29 protein-coding genes are annotated in these 25,912 nt (G+C 72.2%); 14 read left to right on the forward strand and 15 right to left on the reverse strand.

All coding sequences use genetic code 11. The annotated features are described in order from the left end of the window. Positions 1 to 372 precede the first annotated feature (372 nt). The 8 genes from E1294_RS38985 to E1294_RS39020 are packed head-to-tail and all read left to right on the forward strand — an operon-like array spanning position 373 to position 7,535. Entirely contained in the window at positions 373 to 1,407 is a 1,035-nt protein-coding gene (locus E1294_RS38985) for a glycosyltransferase family 9 protein (RefSeq protein ID WP_220448176.1), read from the forward strand. Further along, positions 1,404 to 2,603 carry a glycosyltransferase gene (locus tag E1294_RS38990; RefSeq protein ID WP_132515994.1) on the forward strand — a complete coding sequence of 400 codons (1,200 nt, stop codon included), beginning with the start codon at positions 1,404 to 1,406 and terminating at the stop codon, positions 2,601 to 2,603. The genes E1294_RS38985 and E1294_RS38990 overlap by 4 nt, the downstream gene beginning before the upstream one ends. Positions 2,604 to 2,605: 2 nt before the next feature. Next, on the forward strand, positions 2,606 to 3,154 hold the full coding sequence (locus tag E1294_RS38995; protein ID WP_132515995.1) for a D-sedoheptulose-7-phosphate isomerase: 549 nt from the start codon (positions 2,606 to 2,608) through the stop codon (positions 3,152 to 3,154). Next, positions 3,151 to 4,485, forward strand: a complete 1,335-nt coding sequence (locus E1294_RS39000; protein WP_132515996.1) for a PfkB family carbohydrate kinase — start codon at positions 3,151 to 3,153, stop codon at positions 4,483 to 4,485. The genes E1294_RS38995 and E1294_RS39000 overlap by 4 nt, the downstream gene beginning before the upstream one ends. Further along, positions 4,482 to 5,156, forward strand: coding sequence for an SDR family oxidoreductase (locus E1294_RS39005; protein WP_132515997.1), 675 nt, complete (start codon positions 4,482 to 4,484; stop codon positions 5,154 to 5,156). The genes E1294_RS39000 and E1294_RS39005 overlap by 4 nt, the downstream gene beginning before the upstream one ends. Next, complete coding sequence (locus tag E1294_RS39010; RefSeq protein ID WP_132515998.1) at positions 5,147 to 6,034, forward strand: glycosyltransferase family 9 protein; 888 nt, start codon at positions 5,147 to 5,149, stop codon at positions 6,032 to 6,034. Before E1294_RS39005 ends, E1294_RS39010 begins: the two co-directional genes overlap by 10 nt. Beyond that, on the forward strand, positions 6,031 to 6,993 hold the full coding sequence (locus E1294_RS39015) for a UDP-glucuronic acid decarboxylase family protein (RefSeq protein WP_132515999.1): 963 nt from the start codon (positions 6,031 to 6,033) through the stop codon (positions 6,991 to 6,993). The genes E1294_RS39010 and E1294_RS39015 overlap by 4 nt, the downstream gene beginning before the upstream one ends. Positions 6,994 to 6,995: 2 nt before the next feature. Then, positions 6,996 to 7,535, forward strand: a complete 540-nt coding sequence (locus E1294_RS39020) for a cysteine hydrolase family protein (protein WP_132516000.1) — start codon at positions 6,996 to 6,998, stop codon at positions 7,533 to 7,535. A 214-nt stretch (positions 7,536 to 7,749) separates the two neighbouring features. On the opposite strand, the gene mshC is transcribed toward E1294_RS39020, so the two are convergent. Genes mshC through E1294_RS39045 form a run of 5 tightly spaced genes read right to left on the reverse strand, consistent with a single transcriptional unit; the run spans position 7,750 to position 11,688 of the window. Continuing rightward, positions 7,750 to 8,973, reverse strand: a complete 1,224-nt coding sequence (gene mshC / locus E1294_RS39025) for a cysteine--1-D-myo-inosityl 2-amino-2-deoxy-alpha-D-glucopyranoside ligase (protein ID WP_132516001.1) — start codon at positions 8,971 to 8,973, stop codon at positions 7,750 to 7,752. A 10-nt stretch (positions 8,974 to 8,983) separates the two neighbouring features. After that, a complete protein-coding gene (locus E1294_RS39030) occupies positions 8,984 to 9,634 on the reverse strand; it encodes an NRDE family protein (protein WP_132516002.1) in 651 nt (216 codons plus the stop codon). Between the two features lie 48 nt (positions 9,635 to 9,682). Beyond that, positions 9,683 to 10,447, reverse strand: a complete 765-nt coding sequence (locus tag E1294_RS39035) for an SCO1664 family protein (RefSeq protein ID WP_132516003.1) — start codon at positions 10,445 to 10,447, stop codon at positions 9,683 to 9,685. Next, positions 10,444 to 10,992 (reverse strand): DUF3090 domain-containing protein, encoded by a 549-nt coding sequence (locus E1294_RS39040; RefSeq protein ID WP_132516004.1) that lies wholly within the window; start codon positions 10,990 to 10,992, stop codon positions 10,444 to 10,446. The genes E1294_RS39035 and E1294_RS39040 overlap by 4 nt, the downstream gene beginning before the upstream one ends. 9 nt (positions 10,993 to 11,001) lie before the next feature. Further along, a complete protein-coding gene (locus tag E1294_RS39045) occupies positions 11,002 to 11,688 on the reverse strand; it encodes an MSMEG_4193 family putative phosphomutase (RefSeq protein ID WP_132516005.1) in 687 nt (228 codons plus the stop codon). 217 nt (positions 11,689 to 11,905) lie between these two features. Between E1294_RS39045 and E1294_RS39050 the strand changes: the two genes are divergently transcribed. After that, on the forward strand, positions 11,906 to 12,853 hold the full coding sequence (locus E1294_RS39050; RefSeq protein WP_132516006.1) for an aldo/keto reductase: 948 nt from the start codon (positions 11,906 to 11,908) through the stop codon (positions 12,851 to 12,853). Between the two features lie 127 nt (positions 12,854 to 12,980). Further along, positions 12,981 to 13,799, forward strand: a complete 819-nt coding sequence (locus tag E1294_RS39055; protein WP_132516007.1) for a hypothetical protein — start codon at positions 12,981 to 12,983, stop codon at positions 13,797 to 13,799. Positions 13,800 to 13,816: 17 nt separating this feature from the next. Here the strand turns inward: E1294_RS39055 and fabI are convergent, their stop codons facing one another. Next, a complete protein-coding gene (fabI, locus tag E1294_RS39060) occupies positions 13,817 to 14,581 on the reverse strand; it encodes an enoyl-ACP reductase FabI (RefSeq protein WP_132516008.1) in 765 nt (254 codons plus the stop codon). A 1-nt stretch (position 14,582) separates the two neighbouring features. Beyond that, a complete protein-coding gene (locus E1294_RS39065) occupies positions 14,583 to 15,278 on the reverse strand; it encodes a beta-ketoacyl-ACP reductase (RefSeq protein ID WP_132516009.1) in 696 nt (231 codons plus the stop codon). Positions 15,279 to 15,355: 77 nt separating this feature from the next. On the opposite strand from E1294_RS39065, the gene E1294_RS39070 reads away from it, so the two are divergent. Together E1294_RS39070 and E1294_RS39075 are read left to right on the forward strand one after the other, a co-directional pair. Next, a complete protein-coding gene (locus tag E1294_RS39070; protein WP_132516010.1) occupies positions 15,356 to 16,849 on the forward strand; it encodes a TldD/PmbA family protein in 1,494 nt (497 codons plus the stop codon). 62 nt (positions 16,850 to 16,911) lie between these two features. Next, positions 16,912 to 18,267 carry a metallopeptidase TldD-related protein gene (locus E1294_RS39075; protein ID WP_132516020.1) on the forward strand — a complete coding sequence of 452 codons (1,356 nt, stop codon included), beginning with the start codon at positions 16,912 to 16,914 and terminating at the stop codon, positions 18,265 to 18,267. 27 nt (positions 18,268 to 18,294) lie between these two features. On the opposite strand, the gene E1294_RS39080 is transcribed toward E1294_RS39075, so the two are convergent. Together E1294_RS39080 and E1294_RS39085 are read right to left on the reverse strand one after the other, a co-directional pair. Beyond that, a complete protein-coding gene (locus E1294_RS39080) occupies positions 18,295 to 18,852 on the reverse strand; it encodes an arsenate reductase/protein-tyrosine-phosphatase family protein (protein WP_132516011.1) in 558 nt (185 codons plus the stop codon). Between the two features lie 31 nt (positions 18,853 to 18,883). Next, on the reverse strand, positions 18,884 to 19,096 hold the full coding sequence (locus E1294_RS39085; protein ID WP_132516012.1) for a dodecin: 213 nt from the start codon (positions 19,094 to 19,096) through the stop codon (positions 18,884 to 18,886). Positions 19,097 to 19,195: 99 nt separating this feature from the next. Here E1294_RS39085 and E1294_RS39090 point away from each other — a divergent pair, with 99 nt between their 5' ends. Further along, positions 19,196 to 19,510: a DUF3099 domain-containing protein gene (locus tag E1294_RS39090; RefSeq protein ID WP_132516013.1), complete on the forward strand. Its 315-nt coding sequence runs from the start codon at positions 19,196 to 19,198 to the stop codon at positions 19,508 to 19,510. 300 nt (positions 19,511 to 19,810) lie between these two features. Here E1294_RS39090 and E1294_RS39095 read toward each other — a convergent pair whose 3' ends face one another. The 4 genes from E1294_RS39095 to E1294_RS39110 form a co-directional block, all read right to left on the reverse strand. Then, a complete protein-coding gene (locus E1294_RS39095; RefSeq protein WP_220448175.1) occupies positions 19,811 to 20,602 on the reverse strand; it encodes an NTP transferase domain-containing protein in 792 nt (263 codons plus the stop codon). Positions 20,603 to 20,936: 334 nt separating this feature from the next. Next, positions 20,937 to 21,926, reverse strand: a complete 990-nt coding sequence (moaA, locus tag E1294_RS39100) for a GTP 3',8-cyclase MoaA (RefSeq protein ID WP_132516015.1) — start codon at positions 21,924 to 21,926, stop codon at positions 20,937 to 20,939. A 139-nt stretch (positions 21,927 to 22,065) separates the two neighbouring features. Continuing rightward, positions 22,066 to 23,040 carry a Rossmann-fold NAD(P)-binding domain-containing protein gene (locus E1294_RS39105; protein WP_132516016.1) on the reverse strand — a complete coding sequence of 325 codons (975 nt, stop codon included), beginning with the start codon at positions 23,038 to 23,040 and terminating at the stop codon, positions 22,066 to 22,068. A 58-nt stretch (positions 23,041 to 23,098) separates the two neighbouring features. Next, positions 23,099 to 23,467, reverse strand: a complete 369-nt coding sequence (locus tag E1294_RS39110; protein WP_181958622.1) for a winged helix-turn-helix transcriptional regulator — start codon at positions 23,465 to 23,467, stop codon at positions 23,099 to 23,101. A gap of 104 nt (positions 23,468 to 23,571) precedes the next feature. On the opposite strand from E1294_RS39110, the gene E1294_RS39115 reads away from it, so the two are divergent. After that, the gene (locus E1294_RS39115) at positions 23,572 to 24,219 is read left to right on the forward strand and encodes an NAD(P)-dependent oxidoreductase (RefSeq protein ID WP_181958623.1); all 648 of its coding nucleotides are present in this window, start codon (positions 23,572 to 23,574) and stop codon (positions 24,217 to 24,219) included. Between the two features lie 90 nt (positions 24,220 to 24,309). Here the strand turns inward: E1294_RS39115 and E1294_RS39120 are convergent, their stop codons facing one another. Beyond that, positions 24,310 to 24,792: a hypothetical protein gene (locus tag E1294_RS39120; RefSeq protein ID WP_132516017.1), complete on the reverse strand. Its 483-nt coding sequence runs from the start codon at positions 24,790 to 24,792 to the stop codon at positions 24,310 to 24,312. 160 nt (positions 24,793 to 24,952) lie between these two features. Continuing rightward, the gene (locus E1294_RS39125) at positions 24,953 to 25,807 is read right to left on the reverse strand and encodes a hypothetical protein (protein ID WP_132516018.1); all 855 of its coding nucleotides are present in this window, start codon (positions 25,805 to 25,807) and stop codon (positions 24,953 to 24,955) included. Positions 25,808 to 25,912: the final 105 nt, after the last annotated feature.

Here is a 25,912-nt window from a genome sequence, read left to right on the forward strand (position 1 = left end):
GCGCCGGATCGCGCCGGGGCCGTGTACCCCGGCCGAGGTGCTGCGGATGGCCGTCACCAGCGTGGTGATCCCGCCGGTCGCCTGCGTGCACCGGCTGCGAGGGGAATGGAGGGCGCGGCGATGAGCGCTCGCTGGGCGGAAACGGTGTCGTGCGGCTCGAACCCGTGCCAGACAGAGGGCGCGCCCGCCTACACCGGCAGGCCCGGTGGTGGCAGACGCGGGGGCGCCGGGAGACGCGCGGGCGAGCACACGAGCACGGGCCGGCGCGCGGAGCGGGGCAGGAGAGGGCGGGACCGGGCCGCACACGACAGGTACGGGCACAACAGATCCGGGCAGGAGAGCGGGCACGACACGGCCGAGCGGGGAGAGCCGGTGCGGAGCGGCGCGGGCCGGGGGCGGGTGCTCGTGGCACGCCTCGACGACGCGGGTGACGTGCTGCTCGCGGGACCTGCCGTCAGGGCCGTGCGGACGCTCGCCGCCGAGGTGGTCTTCCTGGCGGGCCCGAACGGCAGGGCGGCCGCCGAGCTGCTGCCGGGCGTGGACCACGTGATCGAGTGGCACGCCCCGTGGATCGACCACACCCCGCCGCCGGTCAGCAGGAACGACGTCGCCGGCCTCGTCGGCCGGTTGCGCGGCGTGGACGAGGCGGTGGTGCTGACGTCGTTCCACCAGTCGGCGCTCCCGCTGGCGCTGCTGCTGAGGCTGGCGGGCGTACGCAGGATCACCGCCATCAGCAACGACTATCCCGGCTCGCTGCTGGACGTCAGGCACGTCGTGGACGAGAACGTCGACGTGCCGGAGGCGGAGCGGATGCTGGCCGTCGCCGCGGCGGCCGGGTTCCTGCTGCCGCCGGACGATGACGGAAAACTCGCTGTTCGCCGGCCATTGCCGGATATTTTGGGACTTTTGGGGAACACGTCCGGCGCTGACAAGCGCACGTACGTCGTGGTCCACCCCGGAACCTCGGCCCCCGCCCGCACCTGGCCCGCCGGCCTGCACCGGCAGGCGGTGCGGGAGCTGGCCGAGGACGGGCACCAGGTCGTCGTGACCGGAACAGAACGTGACCTCACCGCCCACGTGGCCGCAGACGTCGCCGTCGACCTGGGCGGGATGACCACCCTCGCCGAACTGGCCGCCGTGATCGAGCACGCGGGCGTGCTGGTGGCCGGCAACACCGGCCCCGCGCACCTGGCCGCGGCCGTCGGCACTCCTGTCGTGAGCCTGTTCGCCCCCGTCGTCCCCGCGGTCCGGTGGGCCCCGTACGGCGTGCCCACGGTGGTGCTCGGCGACCAGCAGGCACCCTGCCGGGGCAGCAGGGCGCGCACCTGCCCGGTGCCCGGGCACCCATGCCTGTCCCAGGTGACCGGCGAGCAGGTGGTCAAGGCAGTGAGGGAGCTGACGCAGTGAAGGTGGATCTCATCTCCGAGCACGCGGACCCGCTCGCGGCGGTGGGCGGCGTCGATTCGGGCGGCCAGAACGTGCACGTCGCCGCGCTGGCCGTGGCGCTGGCGGAGCGCGGGCACACGGTGGTCGTCCACACCCGGCGCAGCCGCGGCTCGCAGCCCGCCTCGGTGACCATGGCGCCGGGCGTGACGGTCGAGTACGTCCCTGCCGGCCCCGCGGCCCAGGTCCCCAAGGACGAGCTTGCTCCGTACATGCCGGAGTTCACCGAGCGGCTGGCCGGCCGGTGGGCCGCGCGCCCGCCGGACATCGTGCACGCCCACTTCTGGATGAGCGGGCAGGCAGCCCTGCAGGCGGTACTGCAGGCGGGCGCCGGCGTGCCGGTGGTGCAGACGTTCCACGCGCTCGGCACCGTCAAGCGGCGCTGGCAGGGCGGGGCGGACACCAGCCCCGCGCACCGGATCGCCACCGAGCGCGAGATCGCCAAGCGGGCCGACGCCGTGCTCGCGACCTGCACCGACGAGGTGCACGAGCTGCGCGCGATGGGCGTGCCCGAGCAGCGGGTCGCGGTCGTGCCGTGCGGGGTGGACCTGACCGCGTTCTGCCCCGAGGGGCCGGCCGCGCCCCGCACCGAGGGCAGCCTGGTGCTGAGCATCGGCAGGATGGTGCCGCGCAAGGGTGTCGACACCGTCGTCAGGGCAATGCGCGGGGTGCCCGGCGCCGAGCTGGTGATCGCCGGCGGCGGCCAGGACGACGCGGAGACGCGCCGGCTGCGCGAACTGGCCCGGGCGTACGGGCTGGAGCACCGTGTGCACGTGATCGGCAGCGTGCCGCGCTCGCACGTGCCGGCGCTGATGCGCTCGGCCGACGTCGTGGTCACGGTGCCGTGGTACGAGCCGTTCGGCATGGTGCCGGTGGAGGCGATGGCGTGCGGCGTCCCCGTCGTGGCCTCGGCGGTCGGCGGCCACCTGGACACGGTCGCGGGCGCCGGCGTGCTGGTGCCGCCGCGCCGCCCGCGCGCCCTGGCCAGGGTGCTGCGCGAGGTGCTCGGCGACCCGCGCAGGCGGGCGGAGCTGGGCGCGGCGGGGGCGCGCCGGGCCCGCGAGAGGTACGGCTGGGCCCGCGTGGCCGAGCGCACGGAGGCCGTGTACGCGCAGGTCATCGACGGCAAGGTCGGCCATCTGGCGGCCCTGGGGGGTTGATCATGGATGCTCATCTGGAGAAGCTCTGGAACACGCTGGAAAAGGTCGATGACCACGCGGTCGCCGTCCGGGCCTGGGGAGGGAAGCTGGCCGGTGTGCTGCGCGCCGGAGGCAGGCTGCTGGCCTGCGGCAACGGCGGCTCCGCCGCGGAGGCCCAGCATCTGACGGCCGAGCTGGTCGGCAGGTTCCGGCACGACAGGCGGCCCTACGCGGCGATCCCGCTGCACGCCGACGGCTCGGCGTTGACGGCGATCGCGAACGACTTCGGCCACGAGGAGGTCTACGCCCGCCAGGTGCTGGCGCACGGCCGCGCGGGAGACGTGCTGATCTGCCTGTCCACCAGCGGCCGCAGCCCCAACGTGCTGGCCGCGGGCGCGGCGGCGCAGGAGAGCGGGATCGTCGCCTGGGCCATGACGGGCCCCGCGCCGAACCCGCTGGCCGGCCTGTGCGACGAGGCGGTCGCGGTGCCGGCGGAGGAGACGGCCACCGTGCAGGAGGTGCACCTCGCGCTGATCCACCTGTTGTGCGACGCGGTGGAGGAGGCGCTGTGAGGGGGCCGCTCGTCGTCATCGGCGACTCGCTGCTGGACGTGGACGTCGAAGGCGACGCGGAGCGGCTGTGCCCTGACGCGCCGGTTCCCGTGGTCGACGTGGCCGCCGAGCAGGCCCGCCCCGGCGGGGCGGGCCTGGCCGCGCTGCTGGCCGCCCGCGACGGCGCCGACGTCGTGCTGATCACCGCTATGGGCGACGACCCCGACGGCCACCGCCTGTGCGGGCTGCTGTCCGAGGAGCTCGATCTGGTACGCCTCCCGCTGCGCGGCGGCACCGTGCGCAAGACCAGGATCAGGTCGAGGGGCCAGACGCTGGTCAGGCTGGACACCGGCGACGGCGCCGCCAGGTACGCCCCCAGCGAAGAGGCGGCGCAGGCGATCCTCCAGGCGGGCGCGGTGCTGGTGTCCGACTACGGCAGGGGTGTGGCCAGGATGGCCCGCGGGCTGCTGCGCGACGTCGCCGTTCCGGTGGTGTGGGATCCGCATCCCCGAGGCGAACGGCCCATGCCCGGCTGCGCGCTGGTGACGCCGAGCGAGGCGGAGGCGCGGTTGCTGTGCCCCGACGGCTATCACGGACCGGACCAGGCGGCGCGCTGCCTGGTCCGGGCCATGCAGGCCAGGGCGGTGGCCGTCACGACCGGCGAGCGGGGCGCCGCGCTGGCCCTGGAGGGCGGCCCGCTGACCGCGGTGCCGCCGCCGGTGCGCGCCGCCGGGCAGGACGCCTGCGGGGCGGGCGACCGGTTCGCCACCGCCGCCGCGCTCGCGCTGCGTGACGGCACCGACGCGCAGGACGCGGTGACGATCGGCGTCGGCGAGGCCTCGCGGTTCGTCGAGCGCGGCGGCGCGGCCACCGTCAAGGTCCGCGAGCAGCGGCTCGGCGACCGGCCGCGCACGGCGCTGGAGGTGGCCGAGCTCACCCGCGCTCAGGGCGGCCGGCTGATCGCCACGGGCGGCTGCTTCGACCTGCTGCACGCGGGCCACGTGAGCCTGCTGCGGCGGGCCAGGGCCCTCGGCGACGCGCTCGTCGTCTGCGTCAACTCCGACGCCTCGGTACGCCGGCTGAAGGGCCCGCCGAGGCCGATCGTGGACGCGCGCGACCGGGTCGAGGTGCTCAGGGCGCTCAGCTGCGTGAATGCCGTGCTGGTGTTCGACGAGGACACCCCGGCGGCCGCCATCGAGCGGCTGCGGCCCGACGTGTGGGTCAAGGGCGGCGACTACGAGGGGGAGGTCCTGCCCGAATCCGATGTCCTCGGCAGGCTCGGCGCGGAGACCGTCGTGCTGAGCACGCTGCCGGGGCGTTCGACCACCAATCTGATCAAGGAGATCCAGTGAACATTCTCATCACCGGGGGAGCCTCCGGGCTCGGACTGGCCACCGCCGAGGCCGTGGAGAAGGAGGGCTGGCGGGCGCTGGTCGTCGACGTCCGAGCGCCCGACCAGCGTTTTGACCACGTCACGGCCGACCTGGCCGACCGGGGGGAGGCCGAGCGGGCCGTACGCGAGCTGGCCGAGCGGGCCGGCGGCCTAGACGGCGTGGTGACGGCCGCGGGCATCGACGCGTGCGGGCGCCTGGAGGACGTGCCCGCCGACGACTGGGAGCGGGTCATCCGGGTGAACCTGCTCGGCACGGCCTCCGTCGTGCGCGCGGCGCTGCCGTACCTCCAGCACACCCGCGGCACGGTCGTCACCTGCGCGTCGACGCTGGGGCTGCGGCCGCTGAGCGACGCGTCGGCGTACTCGGCGTCGAAATCCGGCGTGGTCGGCTTCACCAGGGCGCTGGCGACCGAGCTGCGCGGGCAGGTCGGGGTGACCCTGCTGATCCCTGGCGGCATGCGTACGAGCTTCTTCGACGGCCGTCCCGAGCAGTACAAGCCGGGGCCCGAGGCCGGGCTGAACGATCCGGCCCACGTCGCCCAGTCCATCGTCTTCGCGCTGCGGCAGCCGACCGGATGCGAGGTGAGAGAGCTCGTCGTCTGCCCGTCCACGGAGACGTCATGGCCCTAGATCTCCTGGTGCTCCGCGGGCTCGGCCTGGGCGACCTGCTCACGGCCGTGCCCGCGCTGCGGGCGCTGCGGCAGGCCTTTCCCCGGCACCGGATCACGCTGGCGGCGCCGCGGGCGCTGGACGCCCTGCCGCCGCTGACCGGGGCGGTGGACGAGCAGGTGGACGTGTCGGGGCCGGGGCCGATCCCCATGGACAGGGTGCCGTTCGAGCGCCCCGACATCGCGGTGAACCTGCACGGCAAGGGCCCGCAGAGCATCGCGGCGCTGCGGGACACCGGTCCCGGCCGGCTGATCAGCTTCGGCACGGGCCCGCCGTACCCGGAGGGTGTGCACGAGGTGCGGCGCTGGTGCGGGCTGCTGGAATGGCACGGCATCGACGCCGATCCCACCGACCTGACGCTCGGCGTCTCCGACCGTACGGGGCCCGCCATCGTGCACCCGGGCGCCGCCTACCCCGCCCGGCGCTGGCCGCCGGAACGTTTCGCGGAGGTCGCCGCCGCGCTCGACGACGTGGTCGTCACGGGGAACGCCGAGGAGACGCCGCTGGCCAGGCGGGTCGCCGAGCGGGCGGGACTGCCGCCTGGGCGGGTGCTGGCCGGGCGGACCACCATGGCCGACCTGGTCGACCTGGTCAGCCGGTCGCGGCTGGTGGTGTGCGGCGACACCGGGGTCGCGCACCTGGCGACGGCGTTCTGCGTCCCGTCGGTGGTGTTGTTCGGGCCGGTCTCCCCCGCCCTGTGGGGGCCGCCGCCCGGCTGGCGTCACGTGGCTCTGTGGGCCGGGCGGAACGGGGATCCGCACGGGGAGCGGCCCGATCCCGGCCTGTTGAAGATCGAAGTTTCCGAAGTCGTCGACGCTGCCTTGGAGGTCACGTCATGAGGGCTCTGGTCACCGGGGGCGCCGGGTTCCTCGGCTCCTATCTGTGCGAGCGGCTGCTGGAGGAAGACGCGCAGGTCATCTGCATGGACAGCTTCCTGACCGGCGGGCCGCGCAATGTCGAACATCTGATGGACCGGCCGGAGTTCCGGCTGATCGAGTGCGACCTGACCGGGTACGTGCACGTACCCGACCGGCTGGACCTCGTGCTGCACTTCGCCTCGGCCGCCTCGCCCGCCGACTACCTGCGCTACCCGATCGAGACCCTGCGTGTGGGCAGCGCCGGCACTCTGCACGCGCTGGGGCTGGCCCGGGAGAAGGGCGCCAGGTTCGTGCTGGCCTCCACCAGCGAGGTGTACGGCGACCCGCTGGAGCATCCGCAGCGCGAGACGTACTGGGGCAACGTGAACCCGGTCGGCCCGCGCAGCGTCTACGACGAGGCCAAGCGCTTCGCCGAGTCGCTGACCACCGCCTACCGCCACTCGCGCGGCACCGACACCGGGATCGTGCGCATCTTCAACACCTACGGGCCCCGCATGCGCCCGTTCGACGGCCGGGCGATCCCGACGTTCATCAGGCAGGCGCTGAAGGGCGAGCCGATCACCATCACCGGGGACGGCTCCCAGACGCGCTCGGTCTGCTACGTGGACGACACCGTGTCGGGCATCCTCGCGATGGCCCGCAGCCACTTCGGCGGCCCGGTCAACATCGGCAACCCGGACGAGTTGACCATGCTGGAGCTGGCCACGATGATCAAGGACCTGGCCGGGTCGTCGTCGGAGATCGTCTTCATCGACCGTCCCGCCGACGATCCCAAGGTCAGGCGGCCCGACACGTCGCTGGCGGCCGAGCAGCTGGGCTGGCGGGCGCGGGTGCCGGCGGCCGAGGGGCTCAGGCGCACGATCGAGTGGTTCACCGCCGAGCTGGCCTCGATGGACCAGCTCGAACAGCTCCAGGTCTGATCATGGCGAGGACCGCGATGGTCGTCGTCGACATGCTGAACCCGTACAAGCACGCGGACGCCGAGCCGCTGGAGCGTGCCGTCCAGCCGATCCTGCCCCCGCTCGCCGAGCTCATCGGCCGGGCACGATCGCGCGACGACGTGGACCTGATCTACGTCAACGACAACTACGGCGACTTCGCCGCGACCAGGGACGACCTGGTGGCGCGGGCACTCGGTGGCCACCGGCCGGATTTGGTGGCACCGATCGTGCCCCCGGCGGACTGCTCGTTCCTGCCGAAGGTGCGGCACAGCGCGTTCTTCGGGACGCCGCTGGAGTACCTGCTCGGGCAGCTGGGGACGGACACGGTCCTGCTGACGGGCCAGGTGACCGAGCAGTGCATCCTGTACAGCGCGCTGGACGCGTACATCCGGCACTATTCGATCATGGTGCCGCCGGACTGCGTGGCGGCGATCCACCGCGACCTCGGGCTGGCGGCGCTGCGCATGATGGAGCGCAACATGTCGGCCGAGGTCACCGCGGCCAGGGGTTGCCTCACCTAGCGCGGGCCCCGCCGGGCGCCTGCGAGGGCTCCCGGTCAGAAGGTCATCGGGCCCGGGTCTCGTAAGCGGCCCTGCTGGCCTCGATGTGCTCGATGTGTTCGATGGCCAGCCGGCGAGGGGCAGCGCGGGCGGACGGCCACCGATCGGCCGCCGCCCGGCGGGCGCCGATCAGCCGTCCCCTGGCGGGCGCTGATCGGCGGTTCTTCCCCTGCTGCTAGAGCTCCACGCCGAGCAGGGCGTCCACCAGGTCCTTGACCAGGCCGGGCGCGCCGGTGTCCGGGCCTTCGCCGGCCAGCGCCTCGGCGGTCCAGGCGTCGACGGCGGCCAGCGCGCCCGGCGCGTCGAGGTCGTCGGCCAGACGCTCGCGCACCGCGGTCAGAACCTCGCCGGCCCGCGGCCCCGACGGCAGCGCCGTGGCCCGGCGCCACAGCTTTAGCCTGCGCTCGGCCCCGGCCAGCAGCTCGGGCACGTATTCCCAGTCGGCGCGGTAGTGGTGGGCCAGCAGCACGAGCCGGACCGCCATCGGGTCGTGCTGCTCGCGCAGCTTGGAGACGAAGGCCAGGTTGCCCTTCGACTTCGACATCTTCTCGCCGTCGAGCGCCACCATGCCGGCGTGCGTGTAGAACTTGGCGAACGGCCACTCCCCCGTGGCCGCGTGGCCCTCGGAGGCGCCGCACTCGTGGTGCGGGAAGATCAGGTCGGAGCCGCCGCCGGCCACGTCGTAGCCGGCGCCCAGGTGGTCGAGGGCGATCGCGGTGCACTCGATGTGCCAGCCGGGCCGGCCCCTGCCGAGAGACGAGTCCCAGGCGGGCTCGCCCGGCCGCTCGGCGCGCCACAACAGCCAGTCGAGCGGGTGCCGCTTGCCCGGCCGGTCGGGGTCGCCGCCGCGCTCGGCGAACAGCGCCAGCATCTCGTCCTCGTCGTAGCCGGAGACCTGCCCGAACTTCGGCGCGTCGGCCACGCTGAAGTAGACGTCGCCGTCGAGGTCGTAGGTGACGCCCTTGGCGGAGAGCCTGGTGATCAGATCGGCGACCTGGCCGACGACCTCGGTCACGCCGACGTACTCGCGGGGCGGCACGATCCGCAGCGCCTCCATGTCGCCGCGGAACAGCTCGATCTCCCGCTCCGCCAGCTCGCGCCAGGAGACGCCGGTCTGCGTGGCCCGTTCCAGCAGCGGATCGTCCACGTCGGTCGCGTTCTGCGTGTAATGCACCTCGTGGCCAGCGTCGCGCCACAACCGGCCGACGAGGTCGAAGGCGAGGTAGGTGTTGGCGTGGCCGAGATGGGTGGCGTCGTAGGGGGTGATGCCGCAGACGTACATCCTGGCGGTCGGCCCCGGATCGGTCTGCCGGACCTGCTTCGCGGAGGTGTCGTGGAGACGCAGCGGAATGCTCTCACCAGGGAGCTTGGGTATGTTCGGGGCAGACCACGATCGCATGTCTTCGAGCCTATCCGTCCCGATCTGCGGCCAGGTCGGTGAAGTCGTACGTCACGCCGCCGGGCTCGATCTCGACCTCCATCACCGAGAGGGAGGCGAAGACGCGGCCGTCGGCCAGCTCGTGCCGGACGATGAGCGCGGCCGGGTCGGAGGACGCCTCCGCCGTGGCCAGCTCGTGCCAGCCGCTCGTCTCGGCGAACCTGGGAAGGTAGGCCAGCACCCGCTCGTCTTCCGGATCCAGGCCCGTGTTGACCACCATGCTGGTGCCCCCGGGCAGCTCGGCTTCGGTGTGCCGCTCGCCGTCCCAGCTGAACAGCCGCACCCGCGACAGGTCGGCCAGCACCAGATGGAAGGGGTCGTAGCCGGTCAGGCCGGTGTCGGGGAAGCCCCCGCCGTACGCGGCCCGCAGCGCCAGGTCGCCCCGGGAGATCTTCGTGGTCTCCGGCGCTGCCCGGCCGCGGCCGTTGAGGAGGGCGGCGGCGCGGCGGGCCGCCGGGTTGACGGCCAGCCAGGTGCCGCCGGCCTTGAGGTCGCGCCCGCCGATCACACCCGGATATTCGGGCCAGTGCTCACCCGGGCCCTCCCACGGACGGTCGGTGAACTCGTCTCTCACACCCATGAGCGTCAGCGTCCGCCCGGTTCTCACGATCAGCGTGCACATGGGCAAAGGGTAATAAACGGCCCAAGTCGCGTGCCGCTCGGGGTCCGGTCAGATCGGCGGCCAGGGGATGGCGGGCCAGCCCTCCGGCGGGTAGGGGTGCACGCCGGTGTCGAGCAGCCGCCTGACGCGCTGCCAGGTGGCCTCCACCTCCGCCGGCGTGAGCAGCTCGCGCAACCTGCGCCCGAGCGAGCCCGACTCGAGATCGCGCTCCAGCTTGGCCAGCACCGCCACCGCCTCGCGGGCCAGCGGCTTGCCGCGCCACTGCCACAAGACCGTGCGCAGTTTGTCCTCGACGGAGAAGCAGACCCCGTGGTCGACGCCGTAGACGTGGCCGGTGGGCAGCGGCAGCAGGTGACCGCCCTTGCGGTCGGCGTTGTTGACCACGGCGTCGAACACCGCCATCCGGCGCACGACCGGGTTGCGGCTCTTGACCAGCCGCATGAGGTCGATCTCACGCTCGGTGTCGATCCAGAGCTGGCACATGCCGGGCCCGAAAGGACCGTCGCGGTAGACCGTGGGCGGCACGACGCGCCAGCCGGTCGCCTGGGACACCTCGTAGGCGGCCACCTCGCGGGCGGCCAGGGTGCCGTCGGGGAAATCCCACAGCGGGCGCTCACCGCGTACGGGCTTGTAGACGCAGGCCGCCGTGCGGGAGCCCAGCTTGACCGAGCAGTAGAGCGTCATGTTGGTCGCCTCGACCAGGCGGCCGGCCACCTCCAGGCGGCCGTCACGCAAGAGCGTGTGCGCCTCGTCCTCGTGCAGGGGCGGCGGCTGGGACGACTTGACGGCCGGTTCGCTCTCAGGAGCGGTCATGAAGCCGCCTCACCCCCGCGGTAGCCGTTGAGACGGACGCACACGTGACCGGCCGCGTCGAGCGGCTGGCCGCACAGGGGACACGGCGGGCGGCCCGCCGCGACGATCTGAAGCGCTCGCTGGGTGAAGGCCCGGGCGGCCCCGGCGCTGATGCGCACGCGCAGCACCGCGGGATCGGGGCCGTCGAGGTCGTCCTCGTCGACGGCCTCCTGCGCCTCGATCACCACCTGCGATCTGTCCGAGTCCCACGCGAGCGCCATGGTCCCCACCCGGAAGTCCTCCGCGACCGGCACGTCCAGGGGGGCGTCGTCGGCCAGGTCGGCGGGAGCCAGCGCGGGCACGTGCGCGGTGCCTCCGCTGAGGCGCAACACCTCGTCAAGCAGCTCGTCGAGCCTGCCCGCCAGCGCAGCGACCTGCAACTTCTCCAGCGCCACCGTGGTCAGTCTGCCCTCGGCCCTGGCCTGCAGAAAAAAGACCCGCGCGCCCGGCTGCCCCAAGGCACCGGCGACGAACCTCTCTGGTGGGTCGTAGTCGAAGACCGGCATAGCCTGACCTTACGTGGTTCCGGGTCCGCCGCCGACGGCAGCATCGCTCCCGGTGATGTTTTCTCCCCCGTCTTTCTCCTCCGAATCCTCGGGAAGCCTCAATTCCCCCATATCGTTAAGCCTGAGCACAAAGGGACGCAGGGGCGCATAGCGAATGACGGTGAGCGCTCCAGGATCGGCTGTTATCCGCTGAAAGTGATCGAGGTGGAGGCCCAGCGCGTCCGCGACGATCGCCTTGATCACGTCGCCGTGGCTGCAGATCAGGTAGACACCCTTCTCCCCGACCCGCTCGTTCCACTCCCTGACCGCCGCGACCGCCCGGTGCTGCATCGCCGTCAGCGCCTCGCCGCCGGGGAAGGCCGCCGCGCTCGGATGCGCCTGGACGACCTGCCACAGCGGCTCGCGGGCGAGCTCTTTCAGCGGCCGCCCGGTCCACTCGCCATATCCGCACTCGATGAACCGCTCGTCGATCACCACCTCCGCCGCGCGCCCGTCGGCGACCGCCTGGGCCGTCTCCCGGCATCGTTCGAGCGGGCTGGAGACGATGGCGTCGAGCCCGACGCCCGCGATGCGCCCGGCGAGCGCCGCGGCCTGCGCCCTGCCCGCCTCGCTCAGATGCACCCCCGGTGTACGGCCGGCCAGCACCGGCCCTGTGAGATCCGTCAGCCCGTGCCGGGCGAGAAGCAACGTGGTCACCCTGCCAGTGTCGCAGGCGTCGATCACAACGGCCCATCCGCCCGAACGCACGACGGGCCGCCGCTCCCCCGCGGACCACGGACGACAGCCCGCCGAGCAGATCTCCTGCCGGCCGAGGAGAAAACCGTATGGCGGGCCGCCGCTACAGCCCTGACCACCGACAACAGCGGAGCGGCAGCCTGCTGAGCAGGTTTCTTGTTGGTAATCTGGCGGGATCATGGAGCAGCGCTATGTCGGCCACAGCGGGCTGTCGGTGTCCAGGCTGGGGCTCGGCACGATGACCTGGGGGCGTGACACCGACACGGACGAGGCGGCCGCCCAGCTCCGCACGTTCCTCGACGCGGGCGGCACCCTCGTCGACACGGCCGACGTCTACACCGGCGGTGACTCCGAGCGGCTGCTGGGACGCATGCTGCGCGACTCGGTGCCGCGCTCCGAGCTGGTGATCTCCACCAAGGCCGTGGTCACCCCCACGGGCCGGCGGCCCCGCGACGCCTCGAGGCGCCACCTGATCGCCGCCGTCGACGACTCCCTCAACCGGCTCGGGCTCGACTACGTCGACCTCTGGCAGCTGCACACCTACGACGCCGAGGTGCCGCTGGAGGAGACGCTGGCCGCGCTCGACGCGATCGTCTCCTCCGGCCGCGCCGTCTACGCCGGCGTCTGCGACTACGCCGGCTGGCAACTGGCCGCCGCCGCGGTCACCCAGAAGATGATCCCCGGCCGCATCCCGATCACCTCGGCGCAGGCCGAATACTCGCTGCTGGCCCGCGAGCCCGAGCGCGAGCTGCTGCCCGCCGCCACCCACCTCGGCGTGGGCATGCTGGCCTGGTCGCCGCTGGGCCGGGGGGTGCTGACGGGGAAATACCGCGCCGGTGTCCCTGGCGACTCGCGCGCCGCCACCCCGCACTTCGCCGACTTCGTCCGCCCTTATCTCGACGAGCGCAGCCGGCGCGTGGTCGAATCGGTCATGACCGCCGCCGACGGGCTCGGCGTCTCTCCCCTTGCGGTGGCGCTGTCATGGGTGCGTGACCAGCCCGGTGTCGCCTCCGCCATCGTCGGAGCGCGTACGCACGCGCAGCTCAAGGGCGTCCTGCCCGCCGAAGACGTGGTGCTGCCCATAGAGATCCGAGAGGCCCTCGATGACGTGTCGTCACTCGACTGACCGGGAACGAGAGACTCTCTCGTGTATCACTAGTCGATACCGAATCGCAACTTTACCCGGCAAACGCCTGCGTCCCACCGGGGATGTCCATCAGGATTTCTCCCTGAGTCAACGCAGGAGGGGACGGATGGGGAGCAGGACCGCGATCTCGGCTGGAGTTCTCGCGGTGGCGTTGGGGGCCGTTCCGGTGGCGGCACCGGCCGCGGCGGCGGCCACCCAGGACTGCACGCGGGGCGGCGGCCTGCTCTCAGGGGTGACCAACACGTTGTGCGACGTCGTGGGCGCGGTGACCGGCACGGTCGACACCCTGACGGGCGGGGCCACCGGCAAGGTGACCGACGGCCTCGACAAGACCACCGGCGAGGTGCTGGGCAGGGTGGGCAGGGTCGTACCGACCACCAGGCCGAAGACCACCAGGACGGACGAGCCGTCCCCGTCGCCCAGGACGACGGAGCAGGAGCGGGAGTCCTCCGGGGACGTGTGCCTGCCGGAGCCGGTCTGCGCGGACGGCGAGATCTACGGCACGCTGTCGCCGCCGCCCACGTCCTCGGCCAGGCGCCCGGCGCGGCCACGCGCGGGCCAGAAGGACTCCTCGTCCGTGCCCGGCACGTCGAGGACGCGCAGGCCCGAGAGCCGGCCGCAGCTCATGGACACGCGCCGCCCGCTGGCCGACAAGAAGCGGGCCGACCCGGAGGAGCCGCGGGTCGACCTGCTGTGGCCCAATCCGTTCGCGCACGAGCTGACCGTGCCGATGCAGCAGCAGCGAATCGTGCGGCCCAGCCCGCCCGCCTCCGACGTGCTGGGCACGGCGCTGACCATCGCGCTCCTGGGGTCGGCGGTGCTCGCCGCCCGCATCGTCCAGCAGCGCCGCAGCCGCAGCGAGCCCGCCGAGTCGATCCCCTTCGAGCCGGCCCGCGCCGGCAACGGCCGCCACCGCCTGGCCTGAGCGCCGGTGGCGGTGTTTCAGCCGCCGATGGCGTGGACGCCGCCGTCCACGTGGACGATCTCGCCCGTCGTCGCCGGGAACCAGTCGGACATGAGCGCCACGCACGCCCTGGCCGCCGGGACCGTGTCGGACAGATCCCAGCCCAGCGGGGCCTTCTCCGGCCAGCTGTCCTCGAACTCCTTGAAGCCCGGGATCGACCTGGCGGCCATCGTGCGCAGCGGACCGGCCGCCACCAGGTTGACGCGGATGTTCTGCTTGCCCAGGTCGCGGGCGAGGTAGCGGTTGCAGGACTCCAGGCCGGCCTTGGCCACGCCCATCCAGTCGTAGACCGGCCACGCCTTGGAGGCGTCGAAGTCGAGGCCGACGACGGCCCCGCCCTCCTTCATGAGCGGCAGGCAGGCGACCGCCAGCGACTTGAACGAATAGGTCGACACCTGCAGAGCGGTCGCGACGTCGTCCCACGAGGTGTTGAGGAAGTTGCCGCCCATCGCGCTCTGCGGAGCGAAGCCGATCGAGTGGACCACGCCGTCGAGGCCGTCGACGTGCTCGCCCACCCGGGCCGCGAGCGTGTCGAGGTGCTCGGTGTTCCGGACGTCGAGCTCGAGCACCGGCGCCGGGGACGGCAGCCGCTTGGCGATGCGCTCGACCAGGCTCAGCCGGCCGAACCCGGTGAGCACCACCGTGGCGCCCTCCTCCTGGGCCAGCCTGGCCACGGAGAACGCGATCGAGGCATCGGTGAGCACGCCCGTCACGAGGATCCGCTTGCCTTCGAGAATGCCCATGTCAGTGCCCCATTCCAAGTCCGCCGTCGACGGGGATCACGGCCCCGGTGATGTAGGAGGCGTCGTCGCTCGCCACGAAGCGCACGACGCGCGCGACCTCCTCTGGGGTGGCCTGGCGGCCGAGCGGGATGCGCGCCACGATCTGCTCCTGCTCAAGCTCGGCCGTCATGTCGGTGGCGACGAAGCCGGGCGAGACGACGTTGACCGTGATGTTGCGCGAGCCGTATTCGCGGGCCATGGAGCGGGCGAAGCCGATGAGGCCGGCCTTGGAGGCGGCGTAGTTGGTCTGCCCGGCCTGGCCGGTCATGCCGATGACCGAGGAGATGAGGACGATCCGGCCGCGCTTGAGCCGCATCATGGGCCTGATGGCCCGTCTGGTGACGCGGTAGGCGCCGGTGAGGTTGGCGTCGATGACGTCGGTGAAGGTCTCCTCCTGCATCATCGCCAGCAAGGTGTCCTTGGTGATGCCGGCGTTGGAGACGACGACCTCGACCGGGCCGTGCTCGGCCTCCACCTTGTCGAAGGCGGCCTCGACGTCGGCCATGCTCGTGACGTCGCAGCGCACGCCGAACAGGCCCTCGGGCGGCTCCCCGGATCGGTAGGTGACCGCGACGGCGTCGCCTGCCGCGGAGAGTTCACGGGCGATCGCGAGGCCTATGCCGCGATTGCCCCCGGTGACGAGTACAGAGCGTGCCATGGCACCTGACGTTATCTCCTACCGGTGGGTATGCGCTTGTCCGGGTGACACAAGATCACAGGGTTAGGATCGTGGACATGCGCCAGATCGATCCCGACTTCCTGGAGCTGCCGTTGCGGCAGCTCGCGGACGCCGCCCTGCAACGCGCCCGCGACCTCGGCGCCGAGCACGCCGACTTCCGGCTCGAACGCGTCAGGGCCGAGACGCTGAGCCTCTATGACGCCCGGCTCGAAGGCTCCATGGACGCCGACGACCTGGGCTACGCCGTGCGCGTCGTCAAGGGCGGCACGTGGGGGTTCGCCGCCGGCATCCACCTGACTTCTGAGGCCGCCGCGGTGGTGGCCGAGCAGGCGGTGCGGGTGGCGGAGGTGAGCGCCCCGATCAACAGGGAGCCCATCGAGCTGGCCCCGGAGCCGGTGCACGCCGACACTGTGTGGGTGTCGGCGTACGACGTCGACCCGTTCGAGGTGGCGCCGGCCGACAAGGTGGGCCTGCTGGCCGACTGGTCGGCCGGGCTGCTGAAGGGGGCCGACCACGTCTCGGCGCGGCTGCTGCAGGTCAAGGAGCAGAAGTTCTACGCCGACACGGCCGGCACGGTCACCACCCAGCAGCGGGTGCGGGTGCACCCCAGGCTCAACGCGATGAAGGCGGCCGGAGGCGGGTTCGACGACATGTCGACCATCGCGCCGCCGGTCGGGAGGGGTTACGAATATCTGACGGGCACGGGCTGGGACTGGCAGGGCGAGCTGGCCAGGCTGCCCGAGCTGCTGGCGGAGAAGCTGGCCGCGCCCTCGGTCGAGGCCGAGGACTACGACCTGGTGATCGACCCGTCCAACCTGTGGCTGACGATCCACGAGTCGATCGGCCACGCCACCGAGCTCGACCGGGCACTCGGCTACGAGGCGGCCTACGCCGGCACCAGCTTCGCCACGTTCGACCAGCTGGGCGAGCTGGTCTACGGTTCACCGCTGATGAACGTGACCGGCGACCGCACGGTCACGCACGGCCTGGCCACGGTCGGCTACGACGACGAGGGCGTGCAGGGGCAGAGCTTCGACATCGTCAGGGACGGCATCCTGGTCGGCTACCAGCTCGACCGGCGGATGGCGCTGATGCAGGGGTTCGGGCGGTCCAACGGCTGCGCGTTCGCCGACTCCCCCGGTCACATGCCGATCCAGCGCATGGCCAACGTGTCGCTGGTGCCGGCCCCCGGTGGGCCCTCCACCGACGAGCTCATCGCGGGCGTCGAGCGGGGCCTCTACATCGTCGGCGACAAGAGCTGGTCGATCGACATGCAGCGCTACAACTTCCAGTTCACGGGGCAGCGGGCGTACAGGATCTCGCACGGGAAGCTGGCCGGGCAGGTCAGAGACTTCGCCTACCAGGCGACGACGACCGACTTCTGGCAGTCGATGGAGGCCGTGGGCGGGCCGGAGACCTATGTGCTCGGCGGTGCGTTCAACTGCGGCAAGGGCCAGCCGGGGCAGATGGCGCCGGTCAGCCACGGCTGCCCGGCGGCGCTTTTCAGGAGCGTGCGCATCCTCAACACGGTGCAGGAGGGCGGCAAGTGAACGAGCGCAGCGAGCGGACCGGCGGGCAGGGATCCGTGGAGAGTCCCGTCTCTCCTCAGGAGATGGTGGACAGGGCGCTGGAGCTCTCCCGTAACGACGGCTGCGTGGTGCTGGTGGACGAGGGCTCCACGGCCAACCTGCGCTTCGCGGGCAACACGCTGACCACGAACGGCGTCGCCCGCTCGTCGCGGCTGACCGTGATCTCGATCGCGGGGCAGGGCGTCGGGGTGGTGTCGCGGTCGGCCGTACGCGAGGACCAGCTCGCCGGCGTGGTGGCGGCGGCCGACGCGGCGGCGCGCGCGGCCCAGCCCGCCGAGGACGCCCGTGACCTCGTGGCGGGCGTCCCCGCCTCGCCCGACTGGAGCGAGCCGGCGCAACCGACCGACATCGGGGTGTTCAGGGGGTTCGCCCCCGCGCTCGGCGACGCGTTCGCCGCAGCGGAGGCGGGCGGAGGCAAGCTGTACGGGTACGCCCAGCACAAGCTGACCACCACCTTCCTCGGCTCGTCCACGGGCCTGCGGCTGCGCCACGACCAGCCGGCAGGAAAGCTCGAGCTCAACGCCAAGTCCGCCGACATGAAGCGCTCGGCGTGGACCGGCGTGTCCACACCCGACTTCACCGACGTCGACGTGGCGGCGCTCGGGTCCACGCTGGCGCAGCGGCTGGAGTGGGCCAAGACGCGGATCGACCTGCCCGCGGGCCGCTACGAGACGCTGCTGCCGCCGAGCGCGGTGGCCGACCTGATGCTCTACATGTACTGGTCGTCGGGCGCCCGCGACGCGCTCGACGGACGTTCGGTGTTCGGCAAGCCGGGCGGTGGCACCCGGGTGGGCGAGCAGCTGGCCACGCTGCCCGTCTCGCTGTCGAGCGACCCAGGGGCGCCGGACATCGGGTGCGCGCCGTTCGTGATCGCCCACGCCTCCGGCAGGGAAAGCTCGGTCTTCGACAACGGGCTGCCGCTGGGGCCGACCGGCTGGATCACCGACGGCCGCCTCGACGCGCTGCTGCAGACCCGCCACTCGGCGGGGCTGAGCGGGCTCCCGGTGACGCCGTCGATCGGCAACCTGATCATGTCGGGTCCCGGCGACGGCAGCTCGCTGGCGGAGATGATCGCCTCCACCAGGCGCGGGCTCCTGGTCACGTGCCTGTGGTACATCCGCGAGGTCGACCCCCAGGCGCTCCTGCTGACCGGGCTGACCAGAGACGGCGTCTACCTGGTCGAGCACGGCGAGATCGTGGGCGAGGTGAACAACTTCCGCTTCAACGAGAGCCCGGTCGACCTGCTGGGGCGGCTGGCGGAGGTGGGCGCGAGCGAGCGCACGCTGGCGAGGGAGTGGAGCGACTACTTCCAGAACACGGTCATGCCGCCGGTGCGGGTGCCCGACTTCAACATGTCCACGGTGAGCCAGGCGAGCTGACCCGCGCCGGCCGGGCGGGCGGCGGACTCAGCGCGGGCCCAGCAGGGCGCCCAGGGCGTGGCTGAGCGACTCGCCGAGCGTCTTCGCACACGTGTCGTAGCCCTCGGGCGGGCCTCCGTAGGGGTCGCGCACGTCGGGCGCCGGCTGCCGGCCGCGCCGCCCGGCGGCCGACTCGACGATCGCCCGCGCGCGCTCCGCGGTGTCGGATCGGTAGCGGCGCTGCCCCGTGCCGGCCGCGAGCGCGGCGAACTCGGGCAGCGTGAACGTCTTCCGCGCGGCGTCCGGGTCGAGCCCGACCGCGACGGCGGTGTGCCCGGCCTCCATCGTCAGCAGCAGGTCGGCCGACCTGACCAGGCCGGGGTCGAGCTGCCTGGCCCGGTGCGCCCGGCCGTCGAGGCCCAGCCGGGCCAGCGTGGCGAGCGCGTGCGGCGCCATCGGATGGCCGGCCAGGGCGTGCACCCCCGCGCTTCCCATGGCCGCGGGCAGGCCCGTGCCGGCGAGCATCGCCCTGGTGATCACCTCCGCCATGGCGGAACGGCAGATGTTCGCCGTGCACACCAACAGGATGCGGAACTCACCGTTCACGTATGCCAATCTAGCCGGTGGCACCCGGCGCTCAGGCGTCTTCCAGGCGGAAACCCACCTTCATGCCGACCTGGAAGTGCGCGACCTCGCCGGCGTCGAGGTGGCCGCGGATCTCCGTCACCTCGAACCAGTCGAGGTGGCGCAGCGTCTGTGAGGCCCTCCTGAGGCCGTTGCGGATGGCCTCGTCGACGCTCTCCCCCGAGGTGCCGACGATCTCGGTGACCCGGTACGTACGGTCCGTCATCTCCCCATCCTCCTTACTCGAAGGCCATGATCGCATGACCTGCGTCCACGCCCGGGGGCGCCGTCGCGCCCTGCCCATCCGAGGTCTACCGTGGAAGGTATGAAGGGGTGGCGCAAGAAGCCGGACGTCCACGCCGTCACCGACGCCAGGCCGTCGCTGACCGCCGACATCCGCAAACGTGAGATCAGCTACCTCATCAAGATGGGCATCCGGACGATCTGCCTGATCCTGGCGGTCGTGGTGCCGCTTCCGTGGCCGTACCGGCTGCTGTTCATCGCCGGCGCGGTCTTTTTGCCATACATAGCCGTAATCGGGGCCAATGAGAGGGGCCAGGCCGCCCCGCCTCCTACCTTTCAGTCGCCGGAGGCTAACCAAACCGAGATACCGCTGCATCGACGCGAGATCGGGTCGTGACTAAGTCTTGACGCATCCCATGGGTTGTAGGTGTACGCTTTAGCCAAGCGCTCCGGTCCCCCGTCGGAGTGCTGGTGCCGGCGTTCCGGGCCCCCGTCGGAACGCCGATGAAGCGACGCCGGGTGGTTTGCCCCCGTAACCACCCGGCGTCGCCCCTTTCCGGAAGTTTTTGATCAGTGCGACGCCGCCGGGCGAGTCCGGTAGGGCTGCTTTCCCGAAATCGTTTACACCCCTCCTGCCCCACATTTCACAGGAAACTTTCAGGGGGCAGGGGGTTGACTTCAACAGTTCGTTCGAGTGTCAGTCGTCGGTCAACGTCTCGGTGGTCGCCTGCGACCAGTTTTTCGCCAATGTGGTCAGTTTGGCCACGGCGTCCTCGGGCGCGGTGCCGGCGCCCTGGGCGAGCCCGAGCAGATAGGCGGTCAGGGGCGCGGCCGGCCTGGCGACGCCGTGGGCGACCTCCTTGGTCAGGTCGAGAATCAGGTCACGGTCCACGGTGGCCGGGTCGATGCCGAGTTCCTTGCAGGCCAGGGCGGTCCATTCGTTGAGCACGTTCATACGAGCCTCCTCCAGATCGTCCATTGTGTCGCAGTCGAACCACGGCCGCCCGCGCAGTGCCAGGCGCACGGCCACGAGCGGGCCCAGCAGGCCCTTGAGCGAGCGTCCCTGATAGTGCGCGAGCGCCGCCTTCAGTTCGGCGGCCGGCCACGCGCCGGCCAGCCACTGCTCACGCCCGCCCGCGTCCACCAGCACGACCCCGCCCGCCCGCTCGGCGGCCCGGAGCATGGCCGCCACGTGGGCCGCTGTCATGAAGGGCAGGTCACCGGCGAGCAGCACCACCCACGGCGCGGTGACCTCGTTCAGGCCGGCGGCGAGCGCGGGCACGGGGCCGCTGCGCGGGGGATCCTCCCTGACGAACACGACGCCCGGGATCGGTCGCTCGGGGCCGGCCACGATCGCCTTCCTGGCACCCGCCACGGCCGCGACCACGTGCTCGACCAGGGTACGCCCGCCCACGGTCAGGCCGGGCTTGTCCGCTCCGCCCAGCCTGCGCGCCGCTCCCCCGGCCAGGATCACCGCGTCGAAATCCACACCCTCACCCCCAGCTCGAAACCGGCCCGCCGGCACACCTCACCACATCCTCCGCCCGCACGACCTCGGGGGTCCGGGCACCACCCGGCGCGAAGGGCGGCCCCAGGCCCCGGGCACAAGTCCCTCGGGCAGCGGTGCCACGGTCCGGACGGCTGGATGCCATGACGCGGTGGCTCGCGTTCGGGACGGCGAGATTTCCCGGCACGAGGACTCGCCTCGCGAAGCGGCCGGATCCCCTGGCGCGGTTCGTGTTCCGAGGCGGCCGGAAGCCCTGGCACGGCCGTTCGTGTTCTGGCGGCCATGGAGATTCGGCTACCGGTCGCGTCGCCGGAGGCTAGCCGCCGATGGCGGACATGGGCCGGGCGGGCTGGAGGAAGGACGGGTCGTCGATGCCGTGCCCGGCGCGCTTGCGCGCGACCGCCGCCACCCACCTCTCGGCCAGTTCGTCGTCGGACGCGCCCGCGCGCATGGGGGTCTTGAGGTCGGACTCCTCGGTGGCGAACAGGCAGTTGCGGACCTGGCCGTCGGCGGTGAGCCGGACCCGGTCGCAGGAGCCGCAGAACGGCCGCGTCACCGAGCCGATCACACCCACCCGCGCCGGCCCGCCGTTCACGAGGAACCGTTCGGCGGGGGCGCTGCCGCGCTCCTCCAGGTCGTCGGCCGCCAGGTCGAACGAGGCGGACAGCAGGTCGAGGATCTCGTCGGCGGTGACCATGCCCTCGCGGCTCCAGCCGTGCTGGGCGTCGAGCGGCATCTGCTCGATGAAGCGCAGTTCGTAGCCCTGGTCGAGGCACCAGCGCAGCAGCGGCACCGCCTCGTGGTCGTTGACGCCGCGCATGAGGACCGCGTTGACCTTCACGGGCCGCAGGCCCGCCTCGTCGGCCGCGGCCAGCCCGGCGATCACGTCGGCGTGCCGGTCACGGTGCGCGAGCCGCTTGAACGTGCCCGGGTCGAGCGTGTCGAGCGAGATGTTGACCCGGTCGAGCCCGGCGTCGGCCAGCGCGCCGGCCAGTCGGGCCAGGCCGATGCCGTTGGTGGTGAGCGACACCTGCGGCCTGGGGGTGAGCGCGGTGGTGCGGGCGACGACGTCGGCCAGCTCGCGCCTGAGAAGAGGCTCACCGCCGGTGTAGCGCACCTCGGTGATGCCCAGCCGCTCGACGCCGATCGTCACCAGGCGGACGATCTCGTCGGCGGTGAGCAGCTGCGGGTTGGGGAGCCAGTCGAGCCCTTCGGGCGGCATGCAGTAGGTGCAGCGCAGGTTGCACTTGTCCGTGAGGGACACCCGCAGATCCGTCGCCACCCGTCCGAACGAGTCTCGCAACATGGGGCGTCACCTCCTGTTCGTTCGCCAGGGGACCAGACTATGACGCATGCCCGGAGGCGCTTTCCATCGCCCCTCCTTGCCACGACAACACATCCCCATCTTGATCGATTCCTCCCAGGTACGCGAATCGGGCCCCGCCTCAGCCGGCGAGGGCGGCGTCGTCCGCTGCGGTGTCCTCGTCCGTCCAGGCGTCCTCCGGCGGGTGGGCCAGATGCCAGCGCACCGACTCGGCGACGTGCTCGGCCGGGTCGCCCGGCGCCCAGCCGAGCAGTGTCTGGGCGCGGGCCACGGACACCACCAGGTGCTGGGCGGGTGCACCCGACAGTGCCAGGTCGGGCGGGATACGGTCGTCCGCCACCCGTTCCAGCCGGGCTCGCGAACCGGCGGCGCCGAGGATCTGCTCGAACCAGGCGCCCATCGTCACCGTGGCCGTCTCCCCCAGGTTGACGGCCAGGCCGTCGGCGGAGCGGTGGTCGAGGGCCGACAGGGCGCCGGTCGCCAGGTCGTCGACGTACCCCTTGGTCCAGAGCAGGTTGGCGGCGCCGACCGGGATGCGGTCGCGGCCGGCGCGGATGCGGCGCAGGATCGGCTCCTCCCTCCGCTGCCAGTCGTGCGGGCCGTAGATCAGCGGCAGCCGCAGGACGACGGCGCCGCGCGCCAGCCACCGCTCCTCCACGTCGAGCTTCTCGTAGTCGTCGGGCACGCCGGGAAAGCCTTTGCCGCGGTGGGGATGGCGTTCCCGGCGCACCTCGGAATCCTCGCCGATCGGCACGGGCGCCAGGCAGCGTCCCGTCTGCAGGCCCGTGAACGCTTCGTACACGTCCTGGCTGGACAGCACCACGGTGGGCACGTGCGGCAGCAGCGGCAGGACGGCGTCCACGTCGGCGCCGGTGAGCGCGTGGGTGTCGACCACGGCCTGCGGCGCGAAGTCCTTGATCTGGGGGGTGTGACGCGCCAGATCGTGGCGGTCGGTGTGCAGATGGACGCCCGGCACGCCGGGTGCGGAACGATCGGAACCACGATGCACGAGGAGGAGCTGGTCGCCGCGGGCCGCGAGGCGTTCGGCTATGCGGCGCCCCAGGAACCACGTGCCGCCCAGCATCAGGACTCTCATGCCCCCACCCTGCCCCATCCGGGCCCCATCCGGGCACCTCCGGACCCCATGGGGCGGGCTAGGACGTGCCCGCGTGCCAGGTCTCGCGGGCGCGCATCAGCTCGGCCAGGTGTTTCCTGGACCATTCGCAGCCGGCGTTCATCGGCTCGAGGAGGCTGCGGCCGAGAGTGGTCAGCTCGTATTCGACGCGCGGCGGGATCTCGTCGTAGGCGGTCCTGGTGAGCAGGCCGTCGCGTTCCATGGCGCGCAGGGACTCGGTGAGCACCTTGGGGGTGATGCCGCGCAGCGGCCGCTGGAGCTCGGTGAAGCGCCGCGGGCCCAGTTCGAGACAGCGGATGATCTTGGCGGTCCACTTGTCGCCGACGCGGATGGGCGCGGCGGTAGGAGGGCATCCGTAGAACATGTCCGGATCGAGAGGCTCGGCCATGCCCGTCATCGTAGGTAACTATCGTTGCGGAAAGCGAGGTTCCGCCCTCTACCGTTCTCCCGGCGGCCGGGGAGTCCGGTCGCCGGGAGAACGGAGCGTGGACGATGAGCAGGTTCGTGCTGTTCGGTGCCGGTGGACGGGCCGGGACGCGGGTGGCGGCGGAGGCGGCCGGGCGCGGGCATGAAGTAACGGCCGTGGTGCGGGATCCCGCCAAATATCCGGATCTGTCGGGTGAGAACGTGCGGGTGGTCGCCGGGGACGTCACCGACGCCGACCGGGTGGCGGCGGTGGCGGCGGGTCACGACGTGGCAATCCAGGTCACGGCCAGGCTGGACGTTCCCTCGGAGGAGTTCTTCACGGCGGCCTCGCACGCGCTCGTGGACGGGCTGGCGCGGGCCGGGGTGTCGCGCCTGGTCGCGCTCGGCATCGGCAGCCTGCTGGAGGTCTCACCCGGGGTCCGGCTCGTGGACACGCCCGGCTTCCCCGCCGACGCCCGCGCGTTCTCGCTGGGGCACGCGGCGGAGCTAGCGGTGTTCGAGAAGTCGGCGCTGGACTGGGTGGTACTGGCGCCGCCGCCGGTCTTCCTGGACGAGCAGGCGGCGAGGACGGGCCGTCACCGGATCGGGGGCGGGCAGGTGCCGGCGTCCGCCGAGGGCGATCCCGCGTTCGCGTACGCCGATCTCGCGGCCGCCCTGGTGGACGAGGCGGAGACGCCCCGGCACCACCGTGTCCAGGTGGCCGTGTCGTACTGAGCCGACCCGGGCGGCGCGGCGATCGCCGGGCGCACATGCCGAACGCCCGGCCTGATGGGCCGGGCGTTCGAGGTGTGACTAGTGGTGTGACTAGCGGCGGCCGATGACCCGGACCCAGTCCGTGCTCTCAGCGCCGTCCAGCCACCTGGCGCCCTTGAAGACCGCGCGCCAGGTGCCCGACGTGCGAGCCGGCACCTTCGTGTGGAAGTAGCCGCTGCGGCTGGTCCTGATCGTGTCGACGTATTCCCAGGTGCCGCTGCCCGCCGGCTGGAAGAGGATCACGATCCGCTTCCAGGCCAGACGGTGCCAGCGCTCGGAGCGCTTGCAGTGATCGGCGTGGTGCACCGAGACGAAACCGCTGATGTAGTCCTTGTCGCACTCGACGGAGAGCTTGCCCTCAAGGGTGATGGGCCGGCCCCGCCAGGCGGGCTCCGGGTTCGCGTCGAACTGCAGGCTCGTGTGCCCGCCCGCGACCGGGTCGATGCCCGGGTCGGCGAGCGCGGGCGAGGCGGCGGTGGCCACCATCGTCGCGCCCAGGGCGGCGGCCGCCAGGCCGGCGGCGAGACGTCGCATCTTCAAAATGGAAATTCCTTCCCCGTCTGAAACGCGCCCCGGACGGGGCACGTCATTGGCCAATGACGCGTAAGGGTAAAGAAAAGTTGCGACGCAGTTGATCACGATTCCGCAACAGCGGTTTAGGCCGCGCGCTGAAATATTTATGTTTGATGCGCTATTACGTGATTTGTCGGATTTTAGAGACGTCTGCGGCGTAATGTCCTGTTCCGGGATAGCGGACGCGCCAGAATCCCCCGGTACGGCCCGAGACCGTCGTGGCGAACGAACCGGCGGCATCGGTACGCACCTCCCCGATGCGCTCCCAGGCCGAGGACGCATCGGCACGCCAGAGGATGTCCAGCGTCTGCTGGGCGAACGGCCCGTAATCGGTGAGACCGCGCGGATCGACCCTCGTCAGCGAACCCCGCAGCCGCACCTTTCCGCCCGCCGTCCCGTCCACCCGCACGGAGGCGAGCTTCGTGTCACGCCTGAACTGGAACGACTCGTACTCGGTGACCGTCGCGCCGCCCGGGCCCGTCGCGGTGGCGGCGATCGTCCAGGCGCCCGTGGGGTAGTAGCGGTTCAGCCTCTTGTCGGGCAGGAAACGCCAGGTCTCCCAGCCCTCGGCCGCCGACGTGGCGGGCGAGCCCACCCGCCACGCCATCATCGGCGGGAGGTCCGCGGCGGGCTCCCTGCCGGGGGCGAGCCGCGGAGCCGCGGAGACCTTCGGCGACGGCGTGGGCGTCGCCGCCGGCGTGTCCTGGGCCGGGGTTTTCGAGCTGAGCGCCGGGGCCGGCGGCGAGCCCGGCTCGACCTTGACGGCGACGCCGTGCTTACCCCGTGTTCCCCGGGCGATCACGTCGATCACCAGGCGGACGGAGCCCTTCGGCCCGACGACGGGCTCCGCTGGACGTACGGTGATGGATCGGATGGCGAGCTCGGTCGCGGCGGAGGTCGCGGGCGCGGGCGCCGTGAGCGACCCCGCAGTGAGCGATCCCGCCGCGAGCGAGACGAGAAGAAGGCTTCTGGTCATGAGCGAGACGGTAGGAACCCGCCGGTCATGGCCAGGACCACAACACACGCCCCGAATGGCAAAACCGCTCGGAGCGGCCCGCCCGCCGGGCACGCGCCTCGCGGG

It is taken from the genome of Nonomuraea diastatica (genome assembly GCF_004349015.1).
In the GTDB taxonomy this organism is placed as follows: Bacteria; Actinomycetota; Actinomycetes; order Streptosporangiales; family Streptosporangiaceae; genus Nonomuraea; species Nonomuraea diastatica.

Bases quoted from the DNA above. Each gene is read 5' to 3' on its own strand.
- E1294_RS38995 (WP_132515995.1), top strand. From the start codon at position 2,606: ATGGATGCTCATCTGGAGAAGCTCTGGAACACGCTGGAAAAGGTCGAT.
- E1294_RS39010 (WP_132515998.1), top strand. From the start codon at position 5,147: ATGGCCCTAGATCTCCTGGTGCTCCGCGGGCTCGGCCTGGGCGACCTG.
- E1294_RS39015 (WP_132515999.1), top strand. From the start codon at position 6,031: ATGAGGGCTCTGGTCACCGGGGGCGCCGGGTTCCTCGGCTCCTATCTG.
- E1294_RS39020 (WP_132516000.1), top strand. From the start codon at position 6,996: ATGGCGAGGACCGCGATGGTCGTCGTCGACATGCTGAACCCGTACAAG.
- mshC (WP_132516001.1), bottom strand. From the start codon at position 8,973: ATGCGATCGTGGTCTGCCCCGAACATACCCAAGCTCCCTGGTGAGAGC.
- E1294_RS39030 (WP_132516002.1), bottom strand. From the start codon at position 9,634: ATGTGCACGCTGATCGTGAGAACCGGGCGGACGCTGACGCTCATGGGT.
- E1294_RS39035 (WP_132516003.1), bottom strand. From the start codon at position 10,447: ATGACCGCTCCTGAGAGCGAACCGGCCGTCAAGTCGTCCCAGCCGCCG.
- E1294_RS39040 (WP_132516004.1), bottom strand. From the start codon at position 10,992: ATGCCGGTCTTCGACTACGACCCACCAGAGAGGTTCGTCGCCGGTGCC.
- E1294_RS39050 (WP_132516006.1), top strand. From the start codon at position 11,906: ATGGAGCAGCGCTATGTCGGCCACAGCGGGCTGTCGGTGTCCAGGCTG.
- E1294_RS39055 (WP_132516007.1), top strand. From the start codon at position 12,981: ATGGGGAGCAGGACCGCGATCTCGGCTGGAGTTCTCGCGGTGGCGTTG.
- fabI (WP_132516008.1), bottom strand. From the start codon at position 14,581: ATGGGCATTCTCGAAGGCAAGCGGATCCTCGTGACGGGCGTGCTCACC.
- E1294_RS39065 (WP_132516009.1), bottom strand. From the start codon at position 15,278: ATGGCACGCTCTGTACTCGTCACCGGGGGCAATCGCGGCATAGGCCTC.
- E1294_RS39070 (WP_132516010.1), top strand. From the start codon at position 15,356: ATGCGCCAGATCGATCCCGACTTCCTGGAGCTGCCGTTGCGGCAGCTC.
- E1294_RS39075 (WP_132516020.1), top strand. From the start codon at position 16,912: ATGGTGGACAGGGCGCTGGAGCTCTCCCGTAACGACGGCTGCGTGGTG.
- E1294_RS39085 (WP_132516012.1), bottom strand. From the start codon at position 19,096: ATGACGGACCGTACGTACCGGGTCACCGAGATCGTCGGCACCTCGGGG.
- E1294_RS39090 (WP_132516013.1), top strand. From the start codon at position 19,196: ATGAAGGGGTGGCGCAAGAAGCCGGACGTCCACGCCGTCACCGACGCC.
- moaA (WP_132516015.1), bottom strand. From the start codon at position 21,926: ATGTTGCGAGACTCGTTCGGACGGGTGGCGACGGATCTGCGGGTGTCC.
- E1294_RS39105 (WP_132516016.1), bottom strand. From the start codon at position 23,040: ATGAGAGTCCTGATGCTGGGCGGCACGTGGTTCCTGGGGCGCCGCATA.
- E1294_RS39110 (WP_181958622.1), bottom strand. From the start codon at position 23,467: ATGGCCGAGCCTCTCGATCCGGACATGTTCTACGGATGCCCTCCTACC.
- E1294_RS39115 (WP_181958623.1), top strand. From the start codon at position 23,572: ATGAGCAGGTTCGTGCTGTTCGGTGCCGGTGGACGGGCCGGGACGCGG.
- E1294_RS39120 (WP_132516017.1), bottom strand. From the start codon at position 24,792: ATGCGACGTCTCGCCGCCGGCCTGGCGGCCGCCGCCCTGGGCGCGACG.
- E1294_RS39125 (WP_132516018.1), bottom strand. From the start codon at position 25,807: ATGACCAGAAGCCTTCTTCTCGTCTCGCTCGCGGCGGGATCGCTCACT.